At 38.3% G+C, this 20,211-nt stretch carries 10 protein-coding genes and 1 pseudogene; all 11 read right to left on the bottom strand.

Annotated features, from left to right (window positions below):
- Nucleotides 1-17: 17 nt before the first annotated feature.
- On the bottom strand, nucleotides 18-2,291 hold the full coding sequence (locus LPH68_RS03635) for a GH92 family glycosyl hydrolase (RefSeq protein ID WP_151923412.1): 2,274 nt from the start codon (nucleotides 2,289-2,291) through the stop codon (nucleotides 18-20).
- Nucleotides 2,292-2,341: 50 nt separating this feature from the next.
- On the bottom strand, nucleotides 2,342-3,937 hold the full coding sequence (locus LPH68_RS03630) for a sulfatase (protein ID WP_369867928.1): 1,596 nt from the start codon (nucleotides 3,935-3,937) through the stop codon (nucleotides 2,342-2,344).
- Between the two features lie 48 nt (nucleotides 3,938-3,985).
- Nucleotides 3,986-5,974, bottom strand: coding sequence for a sialate O-acetylesterase (locus tag LPH68_RS03625; RefSeq protein WP_151923413.1), 1,989 nt, complete (start codon nucleotides 5,972-5,974; stop codon nucleotides 3,986-3,988).
- 157 nt (nucleotides 5,975-6,131) lie between these two features.
- Nucleotides 6,132-7,454, bottom strand: coding sequence for a DUF5005 domain-containing protein (locus LPH68_RS03620; protein WP_118218930.1), 1,323 nt, complete (start codon nucleotides 7,452-7,454; stop codon nucleotides 6,132-6,134).
- A 24-nt stretch (nucleotides 7,455-7,478) separates the two neighbouring features.
- Entirely contained in the window at nucleotides 7,479-10,565 is a 3,087-nt protein-coding gene (locus LPH68_RS03615; RefSeq protein WP_049701900.1) for a TonB-dependent receptor, read from the bottom strand.
- 6 nt (nucleotides 10,566-10,571) lie between these two features.
- The gene (locus LPH68_RS03610; RefSeq protein WP_230296860.1) at nucleotides 10,572-12,329 is read right to left on the bottom strand and encodes a RagB/SusD family nutrient uptake outer membrane protein; all 1,758 of its coding nucleotides are present in this window, start codon (nucleotides 12,327-12,329) and stop codon (nucleotides 10,572-10,574) included.
- Nucleotides 12,330-12,340: 11 nt separating this feature from the next.
- Nucleotides 12,341-15,469 (bottom strand): SusC/RagA family TonB-linked outer membrane protein, encoded by a 3,129-nt coding sequence (locus LPH68_RS03605; RefSeq protein ID WP_118218975.1) that lies wholly within the window; start codon nucleotides 15,467-15,469, stop codon nucleotides 12,341-12,343.
- Between the two features lie 48 nt (nucleotides 15,470-15,517).
- Nucleotides 15,518-16,579, bottom strand: coding sequence for a DUF4961 domain-containing protein (locus LPH68_RS03600; protein ID WP_118218932.1), 1,062 nt, complete (start codon nucleotides 16,577-16,579; stop codon nucleotides 15,518-15,520).
- A 17-nt stretch (nucleotides 16,580-16,596) separates the two neighbouring features.
- Entirely contained in the window at nucleotides 16,597-17,052 is a 456-nt protein-coding gene (locus LPH68_RS03595) for a DUF5004 domain-containing protein (RefSeq protein ID WP_118218977.1), read from the bottom strand.
- A 16-nt stretch (nucleotides 17,053-17,068) separates the two neighbouring features.
- Nucleotides 17,069-18,928: a RagB/SusD family nutrient uptake outer membrane protein gene (locus LPH68_RS03590; protein WP_049701899.1), complete on the bottom strand. Its 1,860-nt coding sequence runs from the start codon at nucleotides 18,926-18,928 to the stop codon at nucleotides 17,069-17,071.
- Between the two features lie 139 nt (nucleotides 18,929-19,067).
- Nucleotides 19,068-19,856: pseudogene (locus tag LPH68_RS03585) on the bottom strand (transposase); the annotation flags it as partial.
- Nucleotides 19,857-20,211 lie beyond the last annotated feature (355 nt).

Raw genomic sequence — 20,211 nt, 5'->3', positions numbered from 1 at the left:
TATATCTTTTTAGTTTCTTATTCTTTCGACAATGAGAAAGGAGCAGCATACTTCGACGTACATCGTTCTTTATTCGGTTGACTTCCCATTTCAAAACGGATAATTCCTCCGTCTGCTATATCGTCGTATCTGATAAAATTCTTATCCAACACACGTCCATTTAAGGTAGCAGACTGGATATAGAGATTCTCTTTACTATTGTTGTCCGCTTCAATCACGAATTTATTACCGTTTTCCATCGTTATAGTAGCTTTCTTAAATAACGGACTGCCAATTACATACTCATCCGTACCCGGACAAACGGCATAAATGCCTAATGAGCTCAAGATATACCATGATGACATACCACCCTGGTCTTCGTCTCCCGGATATCCTCTTTCTGTGGAATTATACAATCTTTCAACGATCTGGCGTACCCAATACTGTGTTTTCCATGGCTGGCCGGCATAGCTATACAAATAAGGCATGTGCTGAATCGGCTGATTGCCGTGTGCATATTGTCCCATACCCGCCAATTCCATTTCTTTCATTTCATGGATCACTCCTCCGTAAGTTCCCGGTTTAATAGTGCAGGGAAGGGTGAATACCGAATCCATTTTGGTCGTAAATCTTTGGTCGCTTCCGAACAAGTCTATTAATCCTTCTACATCATGGAATACGGACCAGGTATAATGCCAGGCATTACCTTCGCAGAAAGGTCCACCCCACTCCAATGGGTCAAACGGTTCCTGCCATTTACCATCAACGCCTTTTCCACGCATAAAACCGATAGACGGATCGAATACGTTTTTATAATTATACATCTGACGGGCAAAGACTTCCTGATAGTGTTTGTTTCCGGTCATTTTAGCCAGTTGGTAGCCACAGAAATCATCGTATGCATATTCCATTGTCTGTGCACTCGATCCCATTGATTCCGGATAAGGAACATATCCCAGTTCAAAATATTCTTTCCAGAAACCACGTCCGTTGGCACCTCCCCAAGGACCTTTATTCATGGCTTCGTGTGCGTAGGCTTTCAGAGCTTTCTCCGGATCAAAAGTCCGAATCCCTTTTGCCCACGCATCTGCCAATAATGAAATGGAGTGATTACCCAACATTCCTCCTGTTTCTCCGGGAGCTGACCAGGAAGGTAACCATCCGCATTGTTCTTGTGCGGCAAGCAAGGCATTCATGTAACGTCCCTGCATAGTAGGATGAAGAATATTAGTTAATGGAAATTGAGAACGGAAAGTGTCCCAGAAACCATTATCGGTATACATATATCCGTCATATACTTTGCCATCATAAGGACTATAATAATAAGGTTCACCGTTCGCTTTACGTTCATAGAATTTGCGTGAGAAGAGATTGGCACGGAACAGGCAGGAATAGAAAGTCTTCATTTGTTCGTCTGTTCCACCTTCTACCTGGATTCTGTTCAATAATTCATTCCACGTTTTATGTCCACGTATTTTGGTGGCTTCCAAATTCTTATCTTTACCCAGTTCGTCGTTCAGTGTAATCACAGCCTGCTCTGCGCTGATATAGGAAGAAGCAGCCTTTGCCTGTACTTTCGATCCTTTCTTAAATTTGATATAAGCACCATAGCCTTTGCCTTCTCCTTCCAACTTTCCGGAAAACACCTCATCTTTCTGATTTTCCCATACGCCATAATCTTCAAATGCTTTATCGAACTGCACGATGAAGTAGCTACGGAATGTCTTGGAGTTGTTTACAAAACGCTGGTTATTCACCCAACCGGATATTTGTCTTTTTACCGGATCAATTTTAATTTCGCTCATATCCGTATATCCGTCAATCACCAGATAAGCGTCTCCGGTAGAGGGATAGGAAAAACGCAAATGCACGCCGCGGGTAGTCGGAGCCATTTCGGTAGTAATGCCATTATTGAGCGTTACTTTGTAATAATGGGGCTTGGCTATTTCATTGTCATGACTGAACTTCGTGGCCCGTTTATTCTGATTCACAACCAATTCTCCTACCATCGGCATAAAGGAATATACAGCATAATCACTCATCCACGGGCTGCATTGATGAGATTGACAGAATCCCCTGATATTATCGACTGCATATTGATATTTCCAGCCTTCTCCGTTCTTTCCTGTTTGTGCAGACCATGTATGCATGGCATAAGGCATACCTGTGGTAGGGTATGTATTGCCATAACTCAAGCCGAAATGAGAGTCGGTACCTTGCAATGTATTGACATACTGCACGAGATCCTTCATTTGGGCATATATACCTGTTGAGAAGAAAGAAAAGATTACTAAATAAATAAATTTGTTCATGTTTTTTTATTTGCAATTATACAATTTCGATTAATAAACACATAAAGCTTTCACTTATCATTGTATTCGTCCACCTTTAATGCGCTTCTATACTCATCCAGCCGTTTTTGCAAGCGTTGCTGTACTTTTTTATACTTTAAATCATCATAAAGATTATTCAGTTCATTCGGGTCCTTCTTCAAGTCATACAACTCATTGCAATCCAATGGATCTTTCTTTGTACCATAAAAATGGATCAGCTTGTAACGACTATCACGGACCCCGTCGTGACGACGGACTTTGTGTTGGGCAGGATAATCGTAATAATGATAATAAATATCCCGGCGCCATTTTGCAGGTATCTTTCCACTCAACAAAGGAAGCAATGAATTGCCAACCATATAATGAGGTTTCTCAATCCCGGCCGCATCCAAAATGGTGGGAGCATAATCTATATTTTGAACTAAAGCATTACATTTACTATTTTCTTTTTTCTGAGGATAATATATGATCAGCGGTGTCCGGAAAGACTCCTCATACATAAAACGCTTATCGAACCACCCGTGCTCTCCCATATAAAAGCCCTGATCGGAAGTATAAACAATCATCGTATTTTCCATCAAATCATGTGCTTCCAAATACTCCAGCAAACGTCCGACTTCATCGTCAATAGATTTAATACACCGAAGATAATCTTTGAGATATTCCTGATATTTCCATTTTTTCATATCCGCCCCGGCAGCTTTCTTTTTCATAAAATCCGCATAACGTTTCTCATAAGCCGCTTCCCATTGACCGCGTTCTTCAACATTCATTCGATTGATAGACGCCTGCATCCCCTTAACATTCCATTCTTTATTGTAAGGTGAAGTATCTTTCAACTGATTTAGTTTGAGATCGTAGACAATTGTCATGTCTTTATCAATCTGCATTTCCTGTTCATTGGCAGGCCTACAACGTGTATTATAATCATCATCAAAAGTATCCGGATATGGAAATTCGGCATTTTCATAAAGATGGAGATATTTGGGTTCCGGCATCCAATTTCGATGAGGCGCTTTGTGGTGGACGAGCAGACAAAACGGCATGGATGTATTACGATGTTCCAAAAAGTCAATGGCATAGTCGGTTGTCAATGTCGTTGCATAGCCCTCACGCCTAACATACTTTCCATTCGTATCTTTGCTTTTAAACTCCGGATGATAATATGCGCCTTGATCCCACAAGACTTGATAATAATCAAATCCTTTGGGTTCACAACGCATATGCCACTTACCAACAACCGCTGTCTGATAACCATTTTGCTGTAAAATCTCCGAGAAAAAAGTCTTGGTTGTATCCACATTACCAAAAAGAGTCCGTTGACCATTCTGGTGACTATACAATCCGGTCATCAAACACGCACGCGAAGGAGTGGAAAGAGAATTTTCCACAAATGCTCGTTGAAAAAGCATTCCCTTGGCTGCCAAACGATCCAGATTTGGTGTGGGAGCCAGTTTGCCCAAAGGTCCGCCATAAGCACTGATTGTTTGATAAGAATGATCATCCGTCATAATATAAACTATATTCATTTTCGACTCCCTGTCATTCTTTCCATACCCCCACAAGCTATTACATAATAAAAGCGGAACAAAAAAAGCGGTTGGTTTCATAATTCTTGCATTCATTAATATTAATTTTTGAGAATGTTCTAAAATAGTGTTTTTGAGCCCTTATCATTTACCACTATAAGTGATTCCCTGCCAATCATCGGTACGGAAAGGCGATGCAGGAAGATTAGCGCCGTTATATAAATTACAGATCGGATTATCCGCCCACGCATAACGCACTGCTATCGGAAAAGAGACTTCCGGAGAAGAAACTACAACCGAATTCCCATCAATCACAGCATCAGCCCAATGAAACTTACGATCGACTCCGGAAATGGTAAATCCTTTCAGAACTTCATTATTCTTTGTTTTCAGCCCTCCGTTTGTATGCTTAAAGTAAATACGTATCTTATTGCCTTCAATCCGGTAAGTATCATACATAGGACCGGAGTATGGTATTTTTTCTCCATAGGTTTGTGCCCGTGCAACTAATGCCAGACGTCTTCCCACTTCCTGTTTGTTCTTTGGATGAATATCAAAAGCATCGCCTATATCAATTGTTACAGCCATGCCTGTGTTTGCAAGATGTAAAGTTCTTGTTTGTGCTTCTCGCAGTTCTGCCCAAGTTGCATCCACCGGAGCTGTTTGTTGAGCTGTAAAATTAGCTAGCTGCACCATATAAAAAGGAAAATCACATCCCCAGCGATCCCGCCAGTCTTTTATCATTAATGGCATCAATTCACGATATTGATATGCCCGTCCCGTATTGGCTTCTCCTTGATACCAAATCGCTCCCTTAATGGCATAAGGAATAAGGGGATGCAACATTGCATTGAACAGAAAACCGGGAACATTCGGTTCATTAGCAGTATTAACCGGCATGTGTGGTATATCCTTCATAGTCAAAGAAACCTGATACTTCCAATTACCGGCCAACTGCATATCATCTGTTTGAGAACGCTGAAGAGAAATGCTCCCCGGACTACCGTTAATACCACCCGTGCCACCTGTATCCATTACCCGCACAGCAATCACAGCCTTTCCTTTCTTAACCAATTCTTTCGGAATTTTATAACTTCTAGGAGTCATCCATCCTTCTGTATGCCCCACTTGCACACCATTAAAGTAAGTAAAATCATTGTCATCAATTACTCCCACATTCAGCGTCAGCTCTTTATTAGCCCAGTTAGCCGGAATATCTATCGTTTTTCTAAACCAAACAATACCATTAAAGCCTGCCAATCCCTGTTCTTGCATCAAACCGGGCACTTTCATTGTTTTCCAAGAGCTATCCTCCAAATCGGTAGCCGCCCATACAGCTTTACCATTTATAAATCCTTTATCGATCTTCTCAATATTCTTTTTCCAGTCTTCTATATCCGAATGAAATTTCTTTTCACGTTCTTCCTTGGTTACCGGAAGCCCATTCAACACCTCTAATTTCTTTTGCATATCCGGCATTGTTGCCAGCGCTTCTTTACTCGTCCAGGTCTCTATATACGTACCTCCCCAAGATGTGTCAATCAGTCCGATTGGCACATTCTGATACTTATGCAAATCACGTCCGAAAAAATAACCGGCCGCCGAAAAGTCTGCCACACTTTTTGACGAACAAACCTGCCAGCCATTTTCCGTAGCCTTAAGTCTATCACCAGGAACAGGGCTTATCGCCTTTTCTACCAATAGAAAACGGATATTGGGATAATTTTCCGCTTCCATCTTTTCTTGTTGATAGTTCAGAACCTTTCCCCATCCTTCTACCTGCATTTCCATATTGGATTGACCGGAACAGATCCAAACTTCACCGATCATCACATTTGAAAGCTTCACCTTCTTTCCGTCAGAAATTGTAATTTCATAGGGTCCCCCAGCAGCGGGAGTAGTTACTTTGATATTCCATTTTCCTTGTGCATCAGCCTGAATTGTGTATGTCTTCTGATCCCATGAGGTAATAATTTCTATTTTCTTATTAGGCTTACTCATTCCCCAAACAGGAGCTTCTGTTTTCTGTTGCAATACCATATTATCCGAAAACAAAGGTGACAATTTTACTTGTGCACAAACATTAGTAACAAACAATAGATACCATAAAACACATACTAAAACTTTTTTCATTTCTATTCTTCATTAGTTATATAATATATGACGAACAAAACTCTGTTTACCGTTAATCGATCCACTTTATCCTAAGAATTAAATAATCAAAAAAAGAACCATTTCTTTTTTTTGTAGAAAAATGGTTCTTTCATTTTCTTATCCGAACAAGCAAGAATTATTCATCGTAAACCTTCTCCCAATTATAAACACGATAGAAGTAAGGACGATAAAAATCCGCACTACCAACTGCATTAAAGTTATCTCCAAAATCTTTTGCGTCAGTATTTGTAGAGAAAACCAACTCGCCATTGCGTGATAAATGAGGATGTAAGTTTACCATATATAAATTCTTATAAGTGCGTTCACCAAGTTTATCTAACAAATCCGGGAGTCCGAACAGTCTTTTGCAATCAACAAAAGGTCCATACGGTTTATCACTTCGGAAAATATACATTTCACGTCCAAACCATTTAGCTTGTGCAAACATATAATAGGTATCTCCTTTCTTAATTACCCACGGCATACTGCAATCTGTATCCTGAATTCTGGATCTTTTAACCTCTTGCTCAGTAGGATAAGTAGTCTGCCAAGAAAAATTTCCTTGTTCATCACTTACATAATATTCCCATGGGCTAGTAAGATCATGTCTAGCCGTACGGGCCACCAACATATCATAATTATTATATGAACCATACAAATAAATATGACCGTCTTCATCTTCCCATAAAGTAGAGCCATATCCATATATATCAGCATCATTAAAATGATGATCGGCATTAATCAGCTTCATATAACTATCATCACCGGGGTTTCCCTCCAAACTGTAAGTTGCCAGACAAATCCCCTCATGCCTCATCAAAGCTTGCTGGTTTGTATTATCTACTCCATTCCAAAGTACTTGTAACTGATTATTACATACAGTAGCATCACCTGCCCAATATAGCCAATCCTGATCAATCTCTCCTTTCTGCACCTCCTCTTCGCTCAAACTGGCTTTCGGATGACGTATATGAGTGCGTGCCTGATAATAGCGAGAGGCAGCAGGATCAGTCGTTTGAACAAAATCAGCTAACCACACCAGATTTTCCTCCTCATCACCAGGAGTTTGCACCATAATAGTGTTACGTGGAAAATTCACTTTATTTCCATCACGCGACCTGTTTTCTCCATCTACAACTCCATACCAACTATCATTAAACGACCAAAATGCATTCCCATCAGGCAACAGGGTCGTCAACACACCGTCACCTCCATTCCAACCTAAAGTCCGAGTAAATAATTTATCATACTTTTTATCCTTAAAAGCCATCACATAACCGTTAGTCTCCATCAGTTCTAATTCCCATGTCGGCTTAATAGTATTCAAAACCGCTTCTTGCGCTTCTTCCTGAGGAGTACTTTTATATTCTAAGGGAACTGCTTCAAATTTATCACAAGCTCCTAATATACCACACAACAAAAGGAGTGATAAAATCTTTCTATTTTTATATCTATCCATATTTATGTCCGTTTAATCATTAAATTAGAATGTTAATTGTACACCAAGATTCACTACCCGCTGATTCATATAAGCATCACCCGCTGTATTGGTTTTTATTTCAGGATCTTGTTGATATTTATCATAACCTGTAAATGTCAGCAAGTTATAAGCATTCACATAAAAACGAATATTATCCACATACTTAGGCAACACCTTCTTAGGAAGTTGATATCCTAAATCAATAGTCTTCAAACGAATATACCAAGCATTAATCAACCAGAAATCAGACATGTAAGTACTAGCACTATTTATTGTAGAAGGGTTGGTCGTCAAACGAGGGAAAGTTATTTCTTCTCCATTTTGATAACGTTCCAATGTCCAACGTCCGGTATGAATAGGTTGGAACTGACTCTTGAACGATTCTATACCAGTACCATTGATTGCAAAACTATAGTCGAATGAACCTTGAAATAATACATTAAAACTGAATCCTTTCCAATATCCTCCGATTGACCAGCCCAAAGTAGTAGTAGGCAAATTGGGTTTACCAATGGCTCCCTTATCAAAATCATCAATAGAGCCATCACCATTCAAGTCGGCATACTTCAAGTCACCCGCCTGAACCGGAATATCCGTATAAGGCACTGCCGGAGCTTTAATTGTAGGATCGGTTTTGGCAGCATTTATCAATTCGATATCTTCCGGCGTATAATAACCTATCCATTGATATCCAAACGGTTGATTCAAAGGCTTTCCTGTTTCCGCTAACCAAGAATATTTTTGTTGAGCCTCAGCCTTAAAATCAACTTTATTCTTTGCATAAGAGAATACTAAACTTGTATTAAAATCGAACTCTCCAAAACGATCTTGATAACCAATTTGCCCGTCAAAACCTTGGTTAGTAGTCCTTGCCACGTTACTCGGAGCATATCCTATACCTATTATCAAAGGAACATCGGCACGTGTCACCAATTGATCATAACGTTTATCTAAGAAATAATCAAGAGTAAACGAAACTTTATTGAATAAATTCATATCCAAACCGATATCAAGCTTTTTAGCCTTTTCCCAAGTTACACTAGGAGTCCCCAAATCGCCTTCTTTTATCACCGGTGTATCACCTGGATAATCACCAAAAGGATAATTACCATTCTCTTTATACACTTGCTCGTACAAATAGCGATTGCCTGCCGCTACATCTGATCCTACCAAACCATAAGAAGCTCTTATTTTCAATAGTTGAACATTTTTTTCCAGCCAATCTACGTTTTTAAAGAAATTCTCTTCCGAAATAGCATAACCGATACCAATAGCCGGGAAAAAACCAAAGCGATTATTTTTACCGAAGCGATCTGTTCCATTATAAGCCATATTAAGATCAATCAAATATTTGCTCTTATATTTATATCCCATCGTCAAAGTATAACCTTCAAAGTTGTTAGGAACTGCCGCATCTTTTTCATTGGTCGTGCTTTGACGATTATATAAGAACATAGCGTTCACATCATGGTTTCCATTAAAAACACGTGCATAATTTAATGACGCTTGGATATTCAGGTCTTTCGTCGCCCGTTCCGTTCCACTAGTCACTGAATATGTTCCATAATCATATTTTTTATTGGGATTGATCTCATATTGATCAGATGACGAATTATAATGATAGGTAGGATAATCTCCACGATGCACCTGACGATAATTTTCATCTACACTCGAATAAGCCAAACGAAAATTAGCAGCAAGTCCCTGTGTCAGAAAATCCATTTTCCAAGTGGCCCCATACAGAATATTATTATCATTACGACGAGTACGCTTATAACCTTCATTTGCCAAACGGGCATTCAATGTGGGTTTATACCCTTCCGTATCACTCAAATAAGCATAAGAACCATTAGGATTTAGTACCGGAGCAGAATAAGGATGCATTTTGGAAAAATCGTAAATTTCACCCGTTGCATTCATATTGCAAGGTTCATTAATATTCATAAAACGTGAAGATACATCCAAACGCATATTTAAATTATCCGTCACATCAAAATCTATATTAGTACGATAGTTAAAACGGCGATAGAAATAGTTGGAATTTACATCATTTTCCTTTGTTCCAAAATCTTTCACCATACCATCTTGGGTAAAATAGCCGGCAGAAACAAAATATCTTAGTTTTTTAGATCCTCCGGAAATATCCACATTCACGTTCTCCTGAAAAGCACTTTTCTTAAAAATCTCATCATACCAGTTTACATCCGGATGACCATAAGGATCAGTATGATCTCTGAAAGCCATTATATCTTGTTTAGAAAACAACCTGGGCATACCATCATTTTCATAAGCTTCATTCACCAGGATAGCCGTATTATATGAGTTCAAAAAGTCGGGAGTACGGACCGGTGTCTGTATACCTCCTTCCAAACGCACATTGATTTGTGGTTTCCCTTCTTTTCCTCTTCTTGTTTTCACAACCAATACTCCATTGGCACCTTTAATACCATAAATAGCAGTTGTCGAAGCATCTTTCAAGATTGAAATACTTTCAATTTCGTTTACATTGATTTGCGACAATTGTTCGTATGTATACTGTACGTCATCTACAATAATCAAAGGTTTATTGCCATCGGCATTCAAAGAACTTACACCACGAATAAAAAAATCAGAAGCATCCTTACCTGGCTGCCCGGAGGACTGCTGACTAAAGAAACCGGGCAACTTTCCTGTCAAAGCATTTTGTAAACTACTCGTTGGCACATTGCGAATTTCACGTGCCTGTATACCGCTTACCGCACCCGTCAGTGTGATACGTTTTGCCTTACCATAGGCCACTACGACCACTTCGTCAAGGTCTGTCTGGTCGGGAGTTAACTCCACATTCCAAGATGTCTGGTTTCCAACTTTCAACTCATGCCTCTTAAAACCGACATACGTGAATACCAATATATCTCCTTTATCCACTTTCAACTGATAATTACCGTCAAAATCCGTAATTGTACCAATTGTAGCATTTTTTACCTTTACATTTACTCCGGGAAGCAATTCACCATCAGTGGAAGAGACTTTTCCTTTTACTGTCAACGATTGCGCTAAAGCAAACGTAAACAGGTTTATACTTAATAATATTAAAAATATTCTTTTCATAACATATTACCAATTCGGGTTTTGAATCATATTTCCATTCTTTATCACTTCAGAATACGGAATTGGATAGAAGTAACGCTTCGTATCAAATTCAGCAGAAAGCACATTCACTTCATTATAGATTGTTTTATTGCCAACAACCTGAATATTCAAACCTTTTAAAGGTTCTTTGAAAATATCCTCCGCTATTCTCCAACGGCGAATATCCCAATAACGCTGTTCTTCAAACGCCATTTCAATTCTTCTTTCGTTACGGATAATTTCACGCATCTCAGCCGCATCATAATTCTGAGGAGCAGGCAATCCGTAATAATTTTCATTTCCAGGCTCGATGCCGGCTCTCTTACGTAACTGAATAAGACTATTTAGCACTTCTTTGTTGTCAATCGTACCGCCTGCCAAAGCCACTTCATTCAATGCTTCCGCATAATTTAGCAACACTTCACCATAGCGATACATTACCCACAAATGAATATTGTCCTCATAGTTACTTGACGTCTGATAATCTTTCATAAATTTCGCCATATAATAACATGTTCGGCTATATTGCGCTCCCGAAGGGTTATGTGTTCCACCTACTTGCGTATCAAGAGTTGTATTCAACCAGCGAGAACCATGATGTAATATCGTAAAATCCAACCGAGGATCACGATTCTTAAACGGATCATCTACCGAAGTTGAAACATATTTAGTACCATCTTTCATTAAAAATGATTCCACTAAATTCTGCGTCGGATTGGTATTTCCATTGCCTAAAGAGTTGCCTGAGAATCCTAAAGGCCCATTGGCTGTTTCTATATTTTTATTTTTACCTACTGGGCGGAAAAATATTAATTCAGGGTTATTTCCACCATAAAAATCCACAAAAATATTGCGATAATCCTGAGCTAAATTCAATGTGCCTTTTCCTTTCGGACCATATTGATCTATCAAATCTTTAGCAGCCTGAGCAGCTAAGTTCCAACGTCCACTATCATAAGAAGGATAGCCTATCAATTCATTTCCAGCCTCTAAAGGTTTCTCATTGAATAAAGGACTAGCTGCATACAACAATACTCTGGCTTTCATCGCCAAACAAGCCTCTTTGGTAGGAGCATGTGCAAATTCTGTGGCATCCGCCATCGGTAATGACCGAAGATCATCTTTTATTTCATCCAATTCACGCACAATATAATCAATGCATTGAGCAAATGTATTTCGCGGAAGTTGGACATCATCTCCCAATACATATACATTATCACCTATCAAAGGCACACCTCCATAACGTTTCACCAGCTCAAAATAAAAATGTGCTCTTAAAAAACGAGCTTCTGCCTTCATCGTATAGTTCAATGGTTTTGTTTCTCCCAGTGCATTGATATATGTCAAATTAAAAGGCACCACATCTATATTATTAATCAAAATATTCGCTTTGCGAATTCCTTGATAATATCCTCCCCATTCCATATCTGTCAGACGGGACACCGCCGAATACCGTCCCATGAATAATTTATAGATTTCAGGTTCGTTATTATTAATAGATATAGCGTCGTCCGAAGCCGCATCCAAAAAATCTCCATTTATACGATTATATCCACTAGGTAAATGTTCATAATAGATATTGTTCAGAAAATATCGAGCTTGTATCCCTGCCGAATCTGCTCTTGAGAACAAATAATCCAGTGTAAAATGTTCTACCGGTTCCTTTTCATATCCATCATTACAAGCCGATGCCATGAACAATAACCCCACTCCTAAAAATGTTAAATATTTATTTCGTATCATATAGTAATTCATTAAAATCTGATATTAATACCTGTACTAATGCAACGTTGCAAAGGATAACTAGTAAAACCAACCTCCGGATCAACTAGCTCACATGCAGATTTTGTAAACAGATTCTGCCCATTAACAAATATTTTCAAGCGTAATCCTCCCAAGTAGTTATTACAGAATGAATCAGGTAAGCTATATCCTAAACTGATATTCTTCAAACGGATAAAGTTGCCTGAACGTAACCAAAATGAAGAATTCCAGCCATTACCTCGATTATATCCGTTTCCACCAGCAGTCAATCGTGGAAATGTTGCAGTCTGTGCAGTTTCCGGTGTCCAACGTCCTAACATGTTTTCATACGCTTGTCCGTAATAACGACCATTTGTTTGAAACCCTTCCAATAAAGTCCAATCCTGCAAATAAAGATCACGATTATAAGCACCTTGCCAAAACATAGAAAACTCCAGGCCCCGCCATTCAAATCCTAAATCAATACCGAAATAAGAATAAGGTTTATCACCTCCAATAACTGTACGGTCAAATTCATTAATTACTTTATCATCATTCAGATCTTTATACTTAATATCACCAGGCTGGATGTTTTCGAAGCCTTCAATCACCGGACTTCTTTCAATCTCCTCTCTAGTTGTAAAAAATCCATCAGCTACCAATCCGTAAATAGCTCCTGCAGGACGCCCTGTTTGACGTAGATACTCCTCCGGAACTTCTTGTTCATCCATATAAAGTAGTTTACTTTGTTCGCAACTCCAGTTGGCTGATACATAATAATTAAAATCATTTATACGATCTTGATAAGTAATAGACAAATCTCCGCCAAAGCGACGTACTTTTCCTATGTTCTCCATCGGATAAGATTGTCCAATCAATTCAATGCTTTTACCTCTATTCTGTAATAAATCAAAATATTTATCATTATAATAGTCCGCCGTAAATTTCAGACGATTATTAAACATAGCCAAATCTATTCCCAAATTCCATTTATATGCTTTTTCCCAAGTCAAAAAAGGATTAGCCAAAGGAGCATTTTCTGTTGTCACATTTCCCAAATATGACATTTGCGTCCCTAACGGATAACCGGCATTTCCGATATGTGAGAATGTTTGCTGATACATATAATATCCCGAGTTATCTATACCATTGCCCGTTTTACCAAATACTCCACGTATTTTCAATTGATTAAGCCAATCAGCACTCTCCATAAAGTTTTCGTTGCTGATATCCCACCCTAAACCAAACGCATAGAAAGTTCCCCACCGCTTGCCGGGAGCATAACGATTGTAATAGCTTTCACTTAGAGCTGCTTGAACAAAATATTTCTTTGCATAGTCATAAGCTACATCTGCTATAATATTGGAAGGTAACTGAGGTAAGTCATAATTTATTAATGTATTACGAGTATCCCCCATTAAAGTAGCCTTCACTCCATGCGGTCCAAAATGACGATTGTAATCTACAGCAAACTGACCATACATTTGCTGATAGCTAGTTACCGAATAAAATTTATTGATCTGTGAATCACTTGTTCCGTACTGAGTATATGCTTCATTCCCCCCTTTATCCAAACTATAAGAATACACCGGAGCACGTTTACTACGCTCCGTATACGAACGGTTTTGAATAGAAATATTTCCAACCAAACGTGCCGATAACCCTTTTACTAACTTATTAAAATCATATTTTAAATTAATTCCCCCTGCCATATCACGAGCAGTATCCATAATATAACCGGAATTAATGGCTTGTGACATTAAGTTATTATCAAATGTCACATTCCCCCCCCATGTCCCATTCGGATTCTTAACCGGATAAGCATTGTTAGGAGTAGTATAAATTCCATTCAGCAAATTACTGTAGTTCACCCCCGGCTGATTTCCATCTTCCACGCGACCCAACAAAGTTACTTTAGCAGTAAAGTCATCGGTAATATTGATATTCACTTTTGAAGAAATCATATAACGAGAAAAAGACAAATTGGTGTCATGAGCATCACTTTCCGTCGGATTCGAAAATAATCCCTTTTCACCCATATAGCCTACACTAACAAAATATTGTGCAAACCTGTTACCCCCAGCCACATTTAAATTGTAAGATTGAGTAGTAGACGTCTTATTTAAAATTTCATCAAACCAATTTACATTAGGATGTGTATACGGACTAGATTGCGTACGGAACTTATTGAAATCATCGTAGGTATAAAACGGTTCCTTTCCGTCATTCTGTAATGCCTCATTCAGCAAATAAGCATATTGATGCGCTGACAAAGGGTTAGGAGTTTTAAGAGTACTCTGCACTCCAAAACGTCCGGTAAAGGATAACTGAAAACCTTGCTTAATAGGTTCCTTAGTGGTGATTACCAATGCTCCTCTCGAACTACGCATACCCAAGAACATGGATGACAAAGCATCTTTTTGAATGGAAACTGACTCAATAGCATCCGGATCTATTGAATAAAGTTCCCGTTGTATTCCATCAATTACTACTACAGGAGCTATACCACGCGAACCAACATTAAACTCTGTATTGTCACTATAAAAGCCTTCCCCAAACACAGGAATATTTCCTATAATACCACTTGTTGAGTTAGCAGAAGTCTGATGAACACGTGCTCCTCTGTATTGAGTAATATTCAGCCCCGCTAAACGCCCTGCTAAAGCCGGAAGAATAGTAGTCCCCATCATAGATGACAGTTTGTCTGTATAAACAGTAGATGATGAGCCTAAAAAACTATCTTTATCTTTTTTCTCATAAGGGCCATTGAAAGTCTGTCTATCTTTAACAAATTGCTCATCCAATGTTACTTTAAAAACACGCTCAGTATTCTTCAATTTGTTCACTCTTACTTCCTTATGTAGGAATCCCGGATGTGACAAACGCAATATATCACCTTTCTTTAATTGGAATTTAAAAACACCATCAACACCCGTTATTACTCGAAAATCACTATTTTTCATCGTTACCGTTACATCCGATACCGGATTACCATATTGGTCAACTACCTTTCCGGTAATATCAGCATACTTACTCATTTCCTGTGCCGATACATTCGGAGTTAATATCCCCAAAAACATGCACATCGTAAGCAATGCGAAATAAAACCAGTCATTTCTTTTAATTACTATATTATACATATAATTTCCTATCATTTAATATTAATAAAAACATAAATACTGACAGCTTTATTCACAAATAAGTTCGTAGCTGAACGGTTGTTCTTCTCCTTCTATCTCACCTCCCTGAGCAGCTATTTTATCATCGGTACCGGTAATATTAATTGTACCGTCTTCATTTGTGAATATATAATCAATTCTGGTGATAACTTCTCCCTCAGGAATACCAAAAAATCCTGCCGGCCAAATAGTCAAATTATAGGTTTCGCTAAATACTCGGTCTTCCTTAATCATCAATGTTTTTTCACTCCTCTCATCTACCGAATAAACATTGCCATTATCTGTATATGCCGTGGCTTCCATATAAATGGCATCAGCCTTCACAAGATCATTGGAATAAATATCACCTAAAAATGAAAACGTCACATAATCATCTTGTAATGCCGCCAGTGGTTCTACTCTATTAAAATGGAAAGAACAAAAATCTGTTATTCCGCCATCTCCTTCCACTACTTCAAAGCATTGGGCACCAGGACTATATTTCTTATATTCCTCCTTTTGCGGAAAATCATCTTCCGCAAAATTGATAAAGAAAGCTGGTTTAAAACGCAAATTTTTAGGACCAGTTTTACATCTCAAAGTAATAGTAAAACTTGCCTTGTCATGTTGTTTGATAGAATATATTTTATCAGTACGAAAAGCTACCCACTCCATATCATTCAACACATTCGTGCTAACTCCATATTCTGCCATCAATAGCTCTGCCCAAGGTACGGTTGCATTCTTTGGTACCAATTTAGTATCTACCGGAGACATTGGTAATGAAGTGACCCCATCTTCCACCCCATCAGCAATGTAAGTTACCGTAGTATTTTCACGTGCATTCCAACTTTTAGGAACCAATATAGCTACCAAAAATCTCTTCGTTTCACCTCCGGCAGCATCAATATGACCTTTCACTGTAAAGGTAGCAACTTCTCCTGCCTTCACCCAATAAATCGGCTCTTCTTCTGTACCTTGATTAAGATTAATGGAGTCAAGATAAACACACCCAACCATTATAATTGTCATCAATAACAGAAGAACTCCCAAAGCATAACTTCTATTTTGTTGTTTACTATTTGTTTTCATAAGGTTATATTAAAGCGTTATTCTATTACTTGTTTAAAAGTATAAACATAGGTGTTAGTATGACATCCCGGACTTAACTTTATTGTCAATCGGCGTTTCCCGTCCACTGTCGAAAATCCAATTTCAGTCTTTACTTCTTTATTCATCCCTTCTTCTTCAAATACAAGATGAAATGGAAACTGTGGATCATCTACACTCCATTTCCCTTTATTTTTTACAATGAATGGCAGATAATTTTTTATTTCATAAGTATTGTCTTTTTTCAATATAATATGAAAAGCACTAAAATCCATATACTCTGTAATGTCTATTCCATTTCGAAAAACAGTAGCTAATTGCCAATTACCATCTATGTACTTAACCGTCTCCGAATAACTTCCAGGCGTCATTTCATCTTTAAATGTGTCGCAAGAACTGATAATCACAGTTAATGCCAGAAATGCCGCAATCGCAAATTGCATATTCAGTCTCATATTTCTGTTTTTTTGATTATTCATAATAAGGGTTTTGAAGCAAATCGTCACTCTTTACAGTCTCTTTATAAGGAATAGGGAAGAAATACATAGCTTCTCGGAAAGTATGTTTACGTACTTTTACCTTCTCTCCCTTTTCAATACCATTAGTACTTCTCGTAATTTTATAACCATGCATCTGTTGATTCTCTGTTGTCTCTGCAATCATCCAACGACGTACATCGAAGAAACGATGTCCTTCAAAAGCTAATTCAATACGACGTTCCAAACGAATAGCTTCTTGCATCTTTTCATAGTCACTTTCTATACCTTCCTTTAGCCCATATCTCCCGTCACTTCCAGGGTCAATTCCAGCGCGCTCCCGAAGCGTTCTCAATACTTCATAAGGGCTTACAACATGTCCATCCAGAATTTCTTTATGATTCGGTCCATAATATTCATTAGCAGCTTCTGCATAGTTCAACAAAATTTCGGAATAGCGAATTAAGTCAAAGGCTTGAGAAGTACTAATCCAATGATTACCAGCTACCCCACGATGACTAAATTTACGAATATAATATCCTGTCGGTGTGCCCGCCCCAAAAGCATCAGAAGTACTTCCAGCACCCACATGCGTATAAATAGTATGATTCCGGTCCCCGGCACTATTTAACTTTGATCCATGCCATACTACCGTATTAGCCAAACGTGGATCCCTCCCCTCAGCTGGTTTCAATGGATTATAAGTATATTTACTAGTGAGATCATCTATGTTTTTTCCATCTTTCATTGGAAATTGCTCTACTAAATCATGATAAACATAGCCACCGTTTCCATCCCCTCCACAGCTTGGAGGCCCAAACAAAGCTTCACGTTCCTTGCCAGCAGCTGTAGGTCTATATTCAAATAACATTTCACAATATGTTCCATCAGGATAAGTAATCCCGTCTCCAGCATCAGACACATTATAAAAGTCATTATTATGGAAGATTGCATAAAATCCCCAACCCGGTTCAGAATTACCTTTTTCATCTTTATGATTGGAGTAAATTGAAAAAGTATTCATCTTAATCACATCAAGAGCAGCATCAACTGCTGTTTTCCAACGTTCTTTATTATATTCTAGATGACCAATCAATTCTTTTGGAAAACCTGCTGACTTTCCAAAATCACTACCATTGAATAATTTACTGGCTTCATACAAACGAACGCGCGAAATTAATCCTTTACATGAACCGGCAGTAGCACGTCCTGTATTTATTCCTCGAAACTTATTAGGCAAATCACGAGCCGCCAACTCACATTCATTAACAATATATTCTACACAATCAGCATACGTATCACGACTAGTTTTCATATCATCATCCACCTCATATATATTATCGCCAATTAGAGGAACTCCACCATAATGACGTAATAACATAGCGTAATACCATGCTCTCAAGAAACGAGCTTCTGCTTTATACTGCTGCTTTACAGATTTAGTTATCGGACTGCCATCCACATATCTCATGAACACATTCGCACGCCGAATATTAACATAGGCAATCTTCCACACATCATCCTCCTTTACATTTACCGGATTAATCGTCCCGGTAGCAAACATCACATCATTAGTCACATCAGAAACAACTTTGTATGCTGCTTCATCACACGCAGTTTGTAAGCCTCCATGTTGAGTTACCCAACCCATAAACTCAGTCTTGTAACGGTTTGGTTTAACATCATAGCCCACGTTGGTATAAATTTGCGAAAGGAACCTCGCTGTATATGCACTGTCAGCGAATACCGTTTCCCGATCAAGGTTTATCGTTTCTACTTGTTCCAAATTAGAAGTACAAGAAGAAATCGCAAATGTACCTGCAATAAATAAGCACAAAAACACAACTTTTTTCATATTACTAGAAATTATTAATGAAATCTTATTATAATTTTATATTATGACGATTAAATAAATACATACCACTAAAAGAATATATGTATTTTCTGATCTTGTATATCTATTATCACAGAAACTAGATTATAGAGACTTTTCAAATCATCTTTCTAATACCGTCTGAATACTGGAAGTAAGCAGATAGCTTGTCCCAGTTATCCCGCTAGGATTTAATAACAATAGGATAGTCTTCTCCCTATTTAAGTTCCAGATTATCCAGTTCCATTTCGGCTTGTTCCTTGCTTACAGCCTGATAAACAAGCTCAAGGTCTTTCATGAATTTCTTTTGATTCTTGCTGATCACATACTTAATGGAGTTGCGGTTCTGGTGAACAATACAAGCCTAGACAGTTGTTTCAGGAAAAACACTTCTAATGGCATCCGAAAAACCTGTCAGGTTATCCGTACAAGCAATAAGAATGTCTTTTACGCCACGGGATTGTATGTCGCTCAAACAAGAGAGCCCAAAGTTAGCACCTTCGCTTTTAGAGATATACATCCCTAATAAATCTTTATGTCCATCAGGGTTAATACCGATGATATTGTAAATAGCCCGCGTTACAGGGCGATTCTTTTCATCCATTACTTTGTAATGAATAGCATCCGTCCAGACAATAGCATACACACTTTCTAAAGGCCGGCTGCGCCAGACCTGAATTTCCGGAAGAACGCGATCGGTGATGGAACTGATGGTCTCAGCGGATACGCGATTACCAAGAGAACGTTCATGATCGTCCATGTGGACATCCATTTCGCCTTGAAGGGCGGCATTGAGGATGCTTTCCAATAACGGAGCAAAAGCACCGTCTTTGCCTAACAAGGATTTACCAAACTTAAGCTGTTCCAAAGCCTTGTTTTTGATCTCTTCAAAATTGAATTCTTTGCTCATAAAAAAAACTATGTTAGTAAAGATATTAATTTTATTCGTTACTGACACTGTTTAAATTACAGTCTCCAGCGGCTTACTAGAGAAGATTTGGTTCTTAATCAAATTCCGTGCTAGTAAAGCTCATTGAAAGGCCGATGGATAAAGGGATATCGGCATATTAGAAATAACAAATAAATTATCCAAACTATATGCATCTTAAAGTACTCCAGAATAGCCATGAATAAGGTAATTGAACATAAATAAGTAGCACGGAATTTGATTAAGAACCGAAGATTTTCGGTTCTTCGTCAAATTTGGTGGTAAGTTTTTCTCCGCTCATTTAGCTAATTCAGTCAGTGCCTATATTTTCTTATGA

Source organism: Bacteroides sp. 1_1_30, assembly GCF_020982715.1.
GTDB lineage: Bacteria > Bacteroidota > Bacteroidia > Bacteroidales > Bacteroidaceae > Bacteroides > Bacteroides xylanisolvens.
This window is presented reverse-complemented; position numbering and strand designations above follow the sequence as displayed.